Origin of the sequence: Kitasatospora sp. A2-31 (genome assembly GCF_022288725.1) — a bacterium.
Taxonomy (GTDB): Bacteria; Actinomycetota; Actinomycetes; order Streptomycetales; family Streptomycetaceae; genus Kitasatospora.
Genome location: NZ_JAKNTA010000001.1, coordinates 146,956 through 159,813, shown reverse-complemented (window position 1 = coordinate 159,813; position 12,858 = coordinate 146,956). Strand labels below are relative to the sequence as shown.

Sequence of the window (12,858 nt, the reverse complement as noted above, 5' to 3'; positions counted from 1 at the left end):
GTCGAGAGGGAGAGCCGTGGCGCATCTGCTGGTGATCGAGAGCTGGGTCGGCTCCATGAGCAGGCTGCTGCCCAGGGCACTGGGGGAGGGCGGCCACCGGTTCACCTTCCTCACCCGCGACCTGCACCACTACCTGCGGTCCGCCCCCGCCGGCGGCCCGCACCCGCTGCTCGCCGCCGAGAACGTCCTGACCGCCGACACCAACGACCCGGACACCCTGCTCCCGTACGCCGAACGGATGCACGCGGTGCTCGGCTTCGACGGCGTGCTCTCCTCCTGCGACTACTACCTGCCGACCGTCGCCCGGGTGGCCCGGCGGCTCGGCCTGCCCGGGCCGGCGCCGGAGGCCGTCACCGCCGCCTGCCGCAAGGACCTCGCCCGGCAGGCCCTCGCCGGAGCCGGCGTCCCCGGTCCCGCGTACGCGCTCTGCACCGACCGCGAGCAGGCGGTCGCCGCCGCGCGGGCGCTCGGCTTCCCGCTGGTGGTCAAACCGGTCGACCTGTGCGCCGGGATGCTGGTCCGCGCCGTTGCCGACGAGCGCGAACTGGCCTCCGCGCTGCAGGCGTTGGAGGAGTTCCCGGTCAACGCCCGGGGTCAGCGGCGGGCGTCCGTGGTGCTGCTGGAGGAGCTGCTGACCGGGCCGGAGGTCAGCGTCGAGACGGTCTCCGCCGGCGGCACCGCCCACGTCGTCGGGGTCACCGACAAGAGCGTCGGGGGCGCTCCCGCCTTCATCGAGACCGGCCACATGTTCCCGGCCGCGCTCGATCCGGTCGAGGCGGCGTCGGCGGCCGACACCGCCGTGGCGGCACTCGCGGCGCTCGGCCTCGACCAGGTGGTCGCGCACACCGAGATCAAGCTGACCCCCGCCGGACCCCGGGTGGTCGAGGTCAACCCGCGGCCGGCCGGCAACCGGATCACCGAGCTGGTCCGGCGGGTGACCGGGGTCGACCTCGCCGCCGCCGCGGTCGACGTCGCCCTCGGCCGCCGGCCCGACCTCGCCGTCCGCGCCACCGGCGTCGCCAGCGCCGCGATCGCCTTCCTCGTCCCCGACGGGGAGGAGGCCGGCCCGCTGGTGGGGTTCGACGGCGAGGCCGCCGTCCGGCGCGATCCCGCGGTGGTCGAGCTGGCGCTGGCCGAGCCGGGACGTGAGGTGCGGCCCGCGACCAGCAACAACGAGTACCTCGGGCACGTGATGACGGCGGACGCCGTCGGGGCCGGGGCGCGCCGGGTGGCCGAGCAGCTGGTGGGCGGGCTGGCGGCGCGCTTCGAGTCCGCTGCCGGAGGCGGTGGATCCGACGCGACTGCCGCTGCCGCCCCGGCTGCGGCCCCCGCCGCGGACCGTCCGGACCGGGCCACGGCGGTGCCCGCGTGACCGCGGCCGCTCCGGGCACCGCGGCCCCGTCGGGGCTCGCCGCCGATCCGCGGGCGGTGGGTGCGGCCGGGGCACCGGGCGCCGCCGGGACTGCCGGCGCTGCCGGTTCGGCGCTGGGCCGGATCGTCGCCCAGGCCCGCGCCGGGGCGTACGGGCCCGATCCGGCCGGGCAGCGGATCGCCCTCGCCTTCAGCACCGCCCAGGCCGTCCGGCACCCCGGTCGCGCCTGCGGATACCGCAACGAGGTGCTCAGCCTGCGCCTCGGCGAAGCGGTCGGCTCCTGCGCCGTCGAGCCCGGCGACCTGCCCGCCGACACGCTCGCCGACTGCGTCGGTGCGACCGTGGCCGAACTGCTCGACCACCCGCTCACCCCCGTCCGGGTCGCAGCCCTGGACGCCTACCTGGCGCACTGCCTGCCGCACGGCTGGGCCCACGCCGCCCGCCGGGTCACCGTCCCGGCCGGCGGCTCGCTGGAGAAGTCCCGTACCCGGGCCGGCGCCGTGGTCGGCCTGCTCCCGCTCGCCCGGGTCCGCCGGGTGCTGGTGGTCGGTGTCGTCAACTCGCTCCTGGAGCAGCTCCGTTCGCACGGTGTCGGCTACCTGCCCTGCGACCTCAAGGGCGGCGCCACGGAGTGGGGCGAACCCGTCCACCGGGACGCCCCGGGCCTGCTGGACGCCTGCGACGCGATCCTGGCCTCCGGCATGACGCTCGGCAACGGCACGCTCGACCCGCTGCTCGCCCACGCCCGCGCCACCGGCAAGCCGCTGGTGCTGTTCGCCCAGACGGGCAGCGCCGTGCTGCCCCGGCTGCTCGGCCAGGGGGTGAGCGCCGTGAGCGCCGAGCCCTACCCCTTCTTCTGGCTCGACGGCGGCCCGAGCACGATCCACCTGTACGGCGGCGACGGCCACGGCCCCGCCCGCGCCCCCGGCCGCGACGCAGCCCCGGTGGACGGTGAGGGCCGGTGACCGCACTGCTCACCTCGGCCGCCGTCGGCAACCCCGACCTCCTGCCCCTCCTCGGCCGCACCCCGCTGGCCCGGATCACCACCCCGCTGCCGCACCCGCACCCCGGCTTCTGGGCCAAGCTGGAGTGCCTCGGCGCCGGCGGCATGAAGGCCCGCTCCGCCGTCGCGATGCTCCGCGGCGCCCGCGCCCGCGGCGAACTGCGGCCCGGAGCGACGGTGGTGGAGTCCACCTCGGGCACGCTGGGCATCGGCCTGGCCTTCGCCGGACAGGCCCTCGGCCACCCGGTGGTGCTGATCGGCGACCAGGAACTCGAGCCCTCCATGCGGCAGTTGCTGCACGCCCACGGTGCCCGGCTGGAGCTGGTCGACCGGCCGGCCCGGCACGGCGGCTGGCAGGCCGCCCGGCTGGCCCGGCTGCGCGCGGTGCTCGGCCAACTCCCGGACGCCTACTGGCCCGACCAGTACAACAACCCGGACAACGCGGCCGGCTACCTGGCGATGGCCCAGGAGATCGGGGCCGAACTCGACCACCTGGACGTGCTGGTGTGCAGCGTCGGCACCGGCGGCCACAGCGCCGGGCTCGCCGAGCCGCTGCGGCGGCGGTGGCCGGCCCTGCGGGTCATCGGCGTCGACTCGGTCGGCTCCACCATCTTCGGCCAGCCCGCGCGGCCCCGGCTGATGCGCGGGCTGGGCAGCTCGATCCACCCGCGCAACGTCGCCCACCAGGCCTTCGACGAGATCCACTGGGTCGGCCCCGCCGAGGCGGTCGACGCCTGCCGGCGGCTGGCCCGCGGGGCCTTCGTCAGCGGCGGCTGGAGCACCGGCGCGGTCGCCCTGGTCGCGGCATGGGCGGCCCGGGTCCGGCCCGGCGCCGCCGTGGCCACGGTCTTCCCGGACGGTCCGCACCGCTACCTGGGCACCGTGTACGACGACGGGTTCTGCCGGCGGCACGGCCTGGAGCCGGACCGGGCCGCGCCGCGGCCGATCGAGATCCCGCACCCGGCCGCCGTCGAGGTCACCGGGTGGGCCCGCTGCCGCACCGGCCGCACGGCCCCGGCGCATCCCGCGAGCTGCAGCGCCCGTGCGGACCGCACCGAGCGCACCGAGCGCACCGAGCGCGCCGGCCGGCCCGGCCGGACCACCGACCGACCCGAGGGGGAGCGATGAGGGTCGACGTGCGCACCGTGCGGCTCCGGCTCGCCGAGCCGCTGCGGATCTCCCGCTCGGTGACCACCGAACGCGACGCCGTCCACCTCGCCGTCCGCCACGGCGGGTCGACCGGCCACGGCGAGGCCGTCGCCAGCGCCTACCTGCGGCTGCCCGCCGACCTGATCCGGCGTGCGGCCGACGCGCTCCGCCCGGCTCTGGAGCGCTACCCGGACCCGGAGACCGCCCTGGCCGAAGTCCAGCGCGGCGCCGCGCCGTTCAAGGGGGTGCCGGCCGGTGTGCTGGCGGCTGTGGAGGCCGCCCTGCTCGACCTGGTCGGCAAGCGGGCCGGTGCTCCCGTCCACCAGCTCCTCGGCCGACTCGCCCCGGTGGCCGCCGCCACCGCCCGCACCATCGGCATCGAGCCGCCCGATCGGGCCGCCGTCCTGGCCGCCCGGCTGGCGGCCGCCGGGTTCACCGTCCTCAAGGTCAAGGCCGGTTCGGCCGACCCCGCGGACGACCTCGCCCGGGTGCGGGCCGTCCGGGAGCACGCCCCCGGCGCCCGCCTGCTGCTCGACCCGAACGGCGCCTGGACCGCGGAGCAGGCCCACCGGCTGATCCCCGCCTTCGCCGCCGCCGGCGTCGAGGCCGTCGAACAGCCCATCCCACCCGGCACGCCCGACGTGCTCGCCGCGGTCGCCGGGCGCTCCCCGGTCCCGGTGATCGCCGACGAGGACGCCGTCGACCTCGAGGACGCCTGCCGGCTCGCCGGGCGGGTCCACGGCATCAACCTCAAGCTGGCCAAGTGCGGTGGCGTGCACCAGGTGCTGCGCATCCACGCCGCCCTCCGGGGCAGCGGGACCGAGCTGATGCTCGGCTGTCTCGCCGCCAGCTCGCTCGGCATCGCGCCGGCCGTCCACCTGGCCGACCGAGCCCGCTGGATCGACCTGGACGGGCACCTGCTGCTCGCCCACGACCCGTGGCAGGGCATCGGTGGCACCGACGGCACCGTCCGCACGCCCGACCGGGCCGGCCTGGGCGTCCTGCCGGTACCCGATCCGGCCGTCGATCCGGCCGCAGCGGCCCGCCCCCGGGCGGGCGGAGCGGCGCCCGCCGGCCCCGCCCCGGGCGGGGCGCCGGCGGCGGCCGGCCGGTGAGGGTGCTGCACGCCGTACGGAGCTTCCCGGTGCCCCTGCGGCTGCTGCTGGTCAACCAGCTCGGCGTCAACACCGGCTTCTACCTGCTCGTCCCGTACCTGGCCGGACACCTCACCCACGACCTCGGGCTCTCCGCCCTCGCCGTGGGCGCCGTGCTCGGTCTGCGCACCCTCAGTCAGCAGGGCCTGTTCATCCTCGGCGGCTCGGCCGCCGACCGGCTCGGTGCCCGCCGGGTCATCATCGCCGGCTGCGCGCTGCGGACCGCCGGCTTCGGGCTGTTCGCGCTCGGCGACTCGCTCACCGTGCTGCTCGCCGCCTCGGCGCTCAGCGGGCTGGCCGGCGCGCTGTTCAACCCGGCCGTCCGCACCTACGTCGCGCAGGAGGCCGCCGACCGCAAGGCCGACGCCTTCGCGCTGTTCGCGGTGTTCGCCACCACCGGGGCGCTGGCCGGACCGCTGCTCGGCGCCCTCCTGCTGCTGGTCGACTTCCGGGCCGCCGCGCTCACCGCCGCCGGCGTGTTCGCCGTGCTGACCGCGGCCCAGGCGCTCGTCCTGCCCGAGCGCGCCGTCCCGCCGCCTCCGCGCGGCGTCCTCGCCGGCTGGCGGGAGGCGGCCGCCGACCGGCGGTTCCTGGCCTTCGCGTTCGCCATGGTGGGCCAGTTCGGCATGGAGAGCCAGCTCTACCTCCTGCTGCCCGACGCGGCCCGGCGTGCGACCGGCTGGGCGGGCGCGGTGGGCCTGGTCTTCCTCACCAGCACCCTGGCCAACCTCGCGCTCCAACTGCGCATCACCACCCGGCTCCAGCGGGCGGGCCCGCCCGCCCGCTGGATCGCGCCCGGCCTCGCCGTGGCCGGAACCGGCTTCCTGCTGCCGCTCGCCGCCCCCGGCCTGCCGGGCGTCCTCGGCGGCGTGCTGATGCTCCAACTCGGCCTGATGACCGCCCAGCCCTTCGTCCTGGCGTTGATCCCCGCCTTCGCCCGGGGCGGCCTCACCGGCACGTACTACGGCCTGTACTACGTGGTCTCCGGTGTCGCCGCGGCCCTCGGCAACACGGCGGTCGGCCGCGCCATGGACGGTACCGCCGCCGCGCCCTGGCTGCTCTGCGCGGCCCTCGGACTCGGCTCCGCCACCGCCGTCGCCCGGCTGCACCGCGCCGGGCGGCTCCCCGCCCCCGCCGGCCCACTCCCCAGCGAGGCCCGATGAACGGCCGCAACCTGCTCACCGACACCCCCGAGCTGTACGAACTGCGCTTCCCCGACCCCGGGTTCACCGCCGCGCGATGGGCCGAGTCGGTGCTCCGCGACCACCGCGCCGGGCCCGCCGTGCTCGACCTCGGCTGCGGCACCGGCCGGGACGCCGGCTGGCTGCACCGCACCGCCGGGCGGACCGTCACCGGCCTGGACAGCTCCCCCGCGATGATCGCCCACGCCCGTACCCACCACCCCGGGCCGGACTACCACGTCGCCGACATGCGGGACTTCCGCCTCCCCGGGCGCTTCGACGCCGCCCTCTGCCTGGACAGCGCGCTGCTCCACTGCCACACCAACGACGACCTCGACGCCGTGCTCGGCCGGCTCCGCCGCCACCTGCGCCCCGGTGGCCTGCTGGTCGCCGAGATGCGCAACGGCGCCTTCTTCCTGGGCCGTACCGAACTCCTCGACGCCCCGCGCACCGACACCGTGACCCGCGACGGCACCACCTACACCTCGCACACCACCCTCCGGATCGACCACGCCGCCCAACTCCTGCGCCGCATCCGGATCTGGACCACCGACGACGGCGCCCCGCCGGTCGAGCAGCACTCCGCCTGGCGGCTGCTCTTCCCGCAGGAGCTGCGCCACCTGCTCGCCGCCCACGGCTTCACCGTCCTCGCCCTGTACGACCGGCCCGGCCCGCGGACCGAGCCGCCGTGGACCGACGGTGCCGAGGCGGCCGACACCGCGGAGGACGACCGCCTCCACCTGGTCGCGCGGCTCGGCACCGCCGCCGTGCCCACCCGCGTCGGCCGGCCCCCGGCCCGCGTCACCTCGCGGCTCGCCGAGACGGCGGACGAGGGGGCCTGACCGGACACCCGTCACCGTCCGCGACGGCATCTCCTCCCGGCCGCCCGAGGGGACCTCCGCCCCGGGGGCGCCGCGCGCCGGCCCCCGGGCACGGGCGGCGCGCCCCGACGTCCCCCGCGCGGGCCACGGCGGCTCCGAACGGGCACCGACGCTCCGGCGGAGAGGCGGCGGCGCCGGGGTGTGCCCCGGGCGAAGCCCGGTGGAGTGCGGGCCGCGGCGGCGCGGCCCCGGGCCGTTCCCCGGGACAGGGCCTACGCTGAACTCGCCCGGGCGGCCGGTCGGCCGCGGGAGTCGGGAGGGGCCCGGCGGCCGGGTTCGAGGAGGTGCGCGATGGGCAGCGGCGAGGGTGCCACGGTGCGCTGTGTGGCGGCCGTTCCGTGCTGGGTGAGCCTGATGGCGCACGATCTCGACGCCGCGAAGGCGTTCTACGGCCCGCTGCTGGGCTGGGAGTTCGAGCCCGGGCCGGACCGGTTCGGCCCCTACGTGCACGCGGTGACGGGCGGCGAGGCGGTGGCCGGCCTGGGCGTGGCCGGCAGCGGCTGGGCCATGCCGGTCGCATGGACCAGCTACTTCGGCACCGAGAGCGCCGACGCCGCCGCCGATGCGGTCCGCGAACGCGGGGCGACCCTCGCGGTGGGGCCGCTCTCCTTCGACGCCGGCCGGGTGGCGTTCGCCGCGGACCCGGCGGGGGCGGTCTTCGGCATCTGGGAGGGCCCGCTGGGCCGGGCGCGCCGCCTCGACCTGCCGGGCGCACCGGTCTGGATCGAGCTGCGCACGCCGGACCCGTTCGCGGCGGCGCTCTTCTACGGCGAGGTGTTCCGCTGGGACGGGCGGGACCCGGAGCGGTTCGAGGTGCGCTGGGAGCACGACCGGGTGGTGCTGCGCACCGAGGGCCACAGCGTGGCGGCCCTCGCCCGGGAGCAGTCGGCCGGTCCGGCCGGCATGCCCCCGCACTGGGAGGTGTCGTTCGCGGTACCGGACACCGATGCGGCCCTGGCCCGGGCGGAGGCGCTCGGCGGATCGTCGCTCGGGCCGGCCTTCGACTCCCCGTACGGCCGGGTGGCGCGCCTCCAGGACCCGGAGGGCGGGCGCTTCGCGGTGATCAGCCCCAAGGGCTGAGCGGCCGGGCCCGGGGCGCTCGCGGGCGTCGCGCCCGCAGAACGCCCCCGCAAACGCCCCCGCCGCCGGTCGGGCCCCGGCTCAGCCGCCGGTGTCCGTTCCCGCCTCCGTTCCGGCCGGCGGCCCGGCCTCCGCGACGGCCGCCCGCTCGTTCCGCAGGTGCTCGCCGAGCGCCGCCCGCGAGCCGGCCGGCAGCGCCTTGCGCGCGGCCGGGAACAGCCCCTTCTCCTCCGTCGCCAGGTGCCGGCGGACGGTGTCCGCCAGGCCCTGCAGGAGGGTGCCGAAGGTGGGCTCGTCGGCGCCGAGACCCTGCAGGTCGGAGAGGTACTGGCCGATCGTGAGGTGGTCGTGGATGCACGCGAACACCAGGGCCCCGCCGTCCGGCACGTCGTGCTGGACCACCGGGAAGAGGTGCTCCTCCTCGGCGGCGCAGTGGCTGAACAGCAGGTCGGTCAGCTGATCGACCAGCTCGTTGCGCTGCCGGTCGTCCGTGGACGCGGCCTCGATCCGGGCGAGCAGCTCCGTCACCGCCCGGTGGTCGGCGGTGAACTCGCCGAGGATGTCCGGCCTGCGGCTCATGGCACGCCCGCCTCTCGTCCGGTGGCCCCCCGCCACCTCCAGTATCCGGCGTCGCCGCGCCGAACCGGCGGGCGGCGGGGAATCACCGCTGGTCAGGCCCTTTTCCGGGCGCAGCGCCACCAGCCCGGACGGGCCCGGACACGGCGCGGCACGGCCCTCGGGCCCTGCTCCGGGTCACCCGCGCACCGCGGCCCTGCTGCGTGCCTGCTCAGGGTCGGTCGCGACGCCCGGTGAGGGCGAGCAGCCGGGTCTGCGGCCCCGCGTCCGCGGGAACCGGGACGGGCGGGTCGAACAGTCCGCTGCCGGAGAGGTCCCCGTAGCCGGCGTACTCGCCGAGCGCGTACTCCACCAGAGCGGCCGGAAGCCGCGTACGGCGGCGGATCCCCTCGGCGAGGTCCCAGGTGTGCACGACGGCGTCGGCGGTGAGCTGGTCCAGGTAGTACTGGCCGGAGACGTCACCGAACGAGAGGTGCACGGTCAGCTCGGTCGCGCCGGGCACCTCGAACGCCGTCCGGGCGGCTTCGGCGGCGGCCGTCCACGCGCCGACCGGGTCGGATCCGAGCACGTCGCCGTCGAAGCGGCTGCCGACCTCGGAGATCGTCGAGCCCATGAGCAGCTCGGGCACCCAGAGCTGCTCGGACGTGAGGTGGTTGACCAGGTCGCGGACCGACCAGTCGACGCACGGCGTGGGTGCGTCCCACTGGTCGGGGGCGATCAGCCGGACGCGTTCGCCGAACTCGTGCAGCGCCTCGGCGTACGGCGTGCCGGGTCGTGCGGACCGTCGGTGTTCCCTGCGGTGAGCCATACCTCCACCCTGCCCCGGACTCCCGCCCCGCCGCGACCGCGGCCCCGCCGGTGGCCCCCAGCCCGACCGGGCAACCACCGGACGAAGTTGTTCAAATTCGAACGGCCGGGTACGGTCGAGCTGCGGCCGTTCGAATTTGAACAACCTTGCCGGGTGGCTCGCCGCGCCACCCTCATCCCCTGGACTGACCTCGACCGATGGAGACGCGCATGCCGAGCACCAGCCCGAGCACGACCGCCACCACCGCCACCGCCCGCCCGGACCGGGCTGCCCCCGATGCCGCCGCGACCTCGCCGCACGCCTACGACGCCGGCCTCCTCCTGCTGCGCCTGGTCCTCGGCCTCACCATGGCCGCACACGGCAGTCAGAAGCTGTTCGGCTGGTTCGGCGGCGGCGGCATCGACGGCACCGGTCAGTTCTTCACCATGAGCGGCTACCCGGCCGGTGACGCGATGGCCGTGGTGGCCGGCCTCAGCGAGACGTTCGGCGGGCTCGCCCTCGCCGCCGGCCTGCTGACCCCGCTGGCCGCCGCCGCCATTCTCGGCACCATGGTCAACGCGCTCGCCGTCACCTGGGGCGGCGGGTTCTTCGCGCCCAAGGGCAGCGAGTACGAGTGGCTGCTGACCGCCGGTGCCGCCGCGCTCGCGCTGACCGGGCCCGGCCGCTACGCGGTGGACCGCCACCTGCCCGTGCTGCGCGCACACCGGCTCGTGTACGGCGCGGCCGCCGTCGCGGTCGGTCTGGTGACCGCGGGGGTCGTCCTGCTGCTGCGCAAGTAGCGGGCGGAGGGCGCGCCCGACGGGGCGGCTGCGGCAGGGGAGTGCACCCCTGTCGCGGCCGATCCCTCGGGTGCGGCCGTGAACGCAACGGCCTTTCGTCGCGCGCCCGGAGGGATATCGGGCCGCCTGAAGGCAAGTCACGTCCGAGGGCTTCCCGGCGTCGTGTGATGTGTGTAATGGTACATGTCACACTCCCCACCGTGTGCTCGACGGGGCCGCCCCACGGCCTCGGCGCAACGGTCCTCACTCCCCGTACGGTCGCGCCCCCAACGCGGCCGCCAAGGTTCGGAGGCCCCCACGTGAGAACCGCACGACCCTTTCCGCAACTGGCCGGCATAGCAAGGTTGCTGACGATCGCCATGGCGATGCTGCTGGCGATCGGCCTGTTCGCGCCCCGCAGCCAGGCCGCCCCCGCTCCGGTCCCGCCGCAGCCGGGAGGCGCGGCGACCACCGCCCCCGCCGGCCCCGCGCCGCAGCCCGGCATCGGCGCCGCACCCGAGGACGGCCGCAAGAACCGGCCGGTGCCGGCCAGCGACCGCGCACCGCTCTCGGCTACCGCGCCGACCGAGGAGGGCGGCCGCGCCGCCGTCAAGTCCCTTGGCAGCAGCGCCCCGCCGGCGGTCGGGGCGGCCGCCGCGACCTGCAACGTCGGTGACTTCACCAGCCGTACCGGCGCCGCCCTCGTCCAGCAGATCAAGTCCGCCGAGGTGGGCTGTGTGAACGAGCTCTTCTCGCTCACCGGCACCGACGCCAACAAGGCCTTCCGCGAGGCCCAGATGGTGACCGTGGCCGACGCCCTGCGCGACACGGCGGGCAGCTACCCGGGCAACAACACCACGTCCGCGGAGCAGTTGGTGCTCTACCTGCGCGCGGGCTACTTCGTGCAGTGGTACCACCCGGCCGACGTGGGCCAGTACGGCACCGCGCTGCAGACCTCCAGCCGCGCCGCACTGGACGCCTTCTTCGCCAACCCGCACTCCCGGGACGTCAGTTCGGAGAACGCCGGCACTCTCGGCGAGGCCGTCACCCTGATCGACAGCGCGCAGGAGAACGCCCGCTACCTCTACGTCGTGAAGCGGATGCTGGCCGACTACGACGCCGCCACCCACAACCCGGTCGGCATGGGCAGCGCGCTCAACGGCGTTTTCACCGTGCTGTGGCGCGGCCACCAGCTGCCCGCGTTCGTCAGCGCCGTCCAGGCCGACCCGAGCGTCCTCGACTCGCTGTACGACTTCGCGGTCGCCAACAACGCCCAACTCGGCGGCGACTACACCTACCTGGTCTACAACGGCGCCCGTGAGCTGGGCCGCTTCCTGCAGTACGCCCCGCTGCAGGCCAAGGCCCGCCCGATGGTCAAGGGACTGGCCGACCGGTCCTCGGTGGGCGGCCGCACCGCCTACCAGTGGGCCGCCGCCGCCGAGATGGCGGACGAGTACGACGGCGGCAACTGCTCCTACTACGGCACCTGTGACGCCGCCAACCGGCTCAAGGCGGCCAACCTGACCGTCAGCCACACCTGCAGCCCGAGCATCCGGATCATCGCCCAGGCCCTGGACGCGACTCAGCTGAACACCGCCTGCACCAGCCTGAACGGCCAGGACGCGTACTTCCACACGGTGGCCCGGGACAACGGCCCGGTCGCCGACGACCGCAACACCACCATCGAGGTGGTGGTCTTCCACGGCCGCTTCGACTACGGCGTGTTCGCGGCGATGATCTACGGCATCAACACCAACAACGGCGGCATGTACCTGGAGGGCAACCCGGCCGCGGCCGGCAACCAGCCGCGCTTCCTCGCCTACGAGGCCGAGTGGGTGCGCCCGGACTTCCAGATCTGGAACCTCAACCACGAGTACACCCACTACCTCGACGGCCGCTTCGACATGTACGGCGACTTCAGCGCCGGCACGGCGACGCCGACCGTCTGGTGGGTCGAGGGCTTCGCCGAGTACGTCTCCTACACCTACCGCAAGGTGCCGTACGACGCCGCGATGACCGCGGCCGGACGCCACACCTACACCCTCCGGACCCTGTTCGACACCACCTACGACAACGCCGACTCCGAGCGGATCTACCGCTGGGGCTACCTCGCCGTGCGCTTCATGCTGGAGAAGCACCGCGCGGACATGGACGCGGTGCTCGCCAAGTACCGCGCCGGCGACTGGAACGGCGCCCGCAACCACCTCACCCAGACCGTCGGCACCCGGTACGACGCCGAGTTCGACGCCTGGCTGACCACGTGCGCCGCCGGCACCTGCTCCGGCACCACCCCGCCCGGCAACCAGGCGCCCACGGCGGCCTTCACCACCGCGGTCGGCGAGCTCGCCGTCACCTTCGTCGACCGGTCCACCGACCCGGACGGCAGGATCGCCTCCCGCGCCTGGGACTTCGGTGACGGCACCACGTCCACCGCCGCCAACCCCACCAAGTGGTACTCCACGGCCGGCACCTACACCGTCACCCTCACCGTGACCGACGACAAGGGCGCCACCGCCCGCACCAGCCAGTCCGTCACGGTCGCCCGGCTGCCCGAGTGCTCCGGCGCCGACACCCGGCAGCTGGACCGCAACTGCCGGCGCAGCAACGCGGCGGCGGCCACCGGCAACTACGCCCACTTCTACCTGTACGTCCCGGCCGGGACGAAGCAGCTCAAGGTCAGCAGCACCGGCGGCACCGGCAACGCCGACCTCTACTACAACCCCGGCGGCTGGGCGTACACCGACGCCTACACCGCCAGGTCCACCAACCTGGCGAACAACACCGAGACCCTCACCGTCACCAACCCGCCCACCGGCTACGTCTACTTCAGCCTCTACGCCCAGCAGGGCTTCAGCGGGGTGAACATCAAGGCCGAGTACTGATCCCCCGACCGTCC

The 12,858-nt window shown here is 75.7% G+C and carries 11 protein-coding genes; 9 read left to right on the top strand and 2 right to left on the bottom strand.

Annotation, left to right across the window (positions count from 1 at the left end; all coding sequences use genetic code 11):
• Positions 1–16 precede the first annotated feature (16 nt).
• The 7 genes from MCM47_RS00720 (at position 17) to MCM47_RS00690 (ending at position 7,820) form a co-directional block, all read left to right on the top strand.
• Positions 17–1,372 carry an ATP-grasp domain-containing protein gene (locus MCM47_RS00720; RefSeq protein WP_238739961.1) on the top strand — a complete coding sequence of 452 codons (1,356 nt, stop codon included), beginning with the start codon at positions 17–19 and terminating at the stop codon, positions 1,370–1,372.
• A gap of 56 nt (positions 1,373–1,428) precedes the next feature.
• A complete protein-coding gene (locus tag MCM47_RS00715; RefSeq protein WP_374209070.1) occupies positions 1,429–2,337 on the top strand; it encodes a Rossmann-like domain-containing protein in 909 nt (302 codons plus the stop codon).
• Entirely contained in the window at positions 2,334–3,503 is a 1,170-nt protein-coding gene (locus tag MCM47_RS00710; protein ID WP_374209041.1) for a PLP-dependent cysteine synthase family protein, read from the top strand. The genes MCM47_RS00715 and MCM47_RS00710 overlap by 4 nt, the downstream gene beginning before the upstream one ends.
• Positions 3,500–4,639, top strand: a complete 1,140-nt coding sequence (locus MCM47_RS00705; RefSeq protein ID WP_238739960.1) for a dipeptide epimerase — start codon at positions 3,500–3,502, stop codon at positions 4,637–4,639. Before MCM47_RS00710 ends, MCM47_RS00705 begins: the two co-directional genes overlap by 4 nt.
• Positions 4,636–5,841: an MFS transporter gene (locus tag MCM47_RS00700; protein WP_238739959.1), complete on the top strand. Its 1,206-nt coding sequence runs from the start codon at positions 4,636–4,638 to the stop codon at positions 5,839–5,841. Before MCM47_RS00705 ends, MCM47_RS00700 begins: the two co-directional genes overlap by 4 nt.
• On the top strand, positions 5,838–6,701 hold the full coding sequence (locus MCM47_RS00695) for a trans-aconitate 2-methyltransferase (RefSeq protein ID WP_238739958.1): 864 nt from the start codon (positions 5,838–5,840) through the stop codon (positions 6,699–6,701). Before MCM47_RS00700 ends, MCM47_RS00695 begins: the two co-directional genes overlap by 4 nt.
• Before the next feature lie 330 nt (positions 6,702–7,031).
• A complete protein-coding gene (locus MCM47_RS00690) occupies positions 7,032–7,820 on the top strand; it encodes a VOC family protein (protein ID WP_238739957.1) in 789 nt (262 codons plus the stop codon).
• Positions 7,821–7,901: 81 nt separating this feature from the next.
• On the opposite strand, the gene MCM47_RS00685 is transcribed toward MCM47_RS00690, so the two are convergent.
• Together MCM47_RS00685 and MCM47_RS00680 are read right to left on the bottom strand one after the other, a co-directional pair.
• Positions 7,902–8,399, bottom strand: a complete 498-nt coding sequence (locus tag MCM47_RS00685; protein ID WP_238739956.1) for a hemerythrin domain-containing protein — start codon at positions 8,397–8,399, stop codon at positions 7,902–7,904.
• A 208-nt stretch (positions 8,400–8,607) separates the two neighbouring features.
• The gene (locus MCM47_RS00680; RefSeq protein WP_238739955.1) at positions 8,608–9,204 is read right to left on the bottom strand and encodes a TIGR03086 family metal-binding protein; all 597 of its coding nucleotides are present in this window, start codon (positions 9,202–9,204) and stop codon (positions 8,608–8,610) included.
• 209 nt (positions 9,205–9,413) lie between these two features.
• On the opposite strand from MCM47_RS00680, the gene MCM47_RS00675 reads away from it, so the two are divergent.
• Complete coding sequence (locus tag MCM47_RS00675; protein ID WP_238739954.1) at positions 9,414–9,983, top strand: DoxX family membrane protein; 570 nt, start codon at positions 9,414–9,416, stop codon at positions 9,981–9,983.
• A gap of 365 nt (positions 9,984–10,348) precedes the next feature.
• Positions 10,349–12,844: a collagenase gene (locus MCM47_RS00670; RefSeq protein ID WP_374209069.1), complete on the top strand. Its 2,496-nt coding sequence runs from the start codon at positions 10,349–10,351 to the stop codon at positions 12,842–12,844.
• The last annotated feature ends 14 nt before the right edge of the window (positions 12,845–12,858 follow it).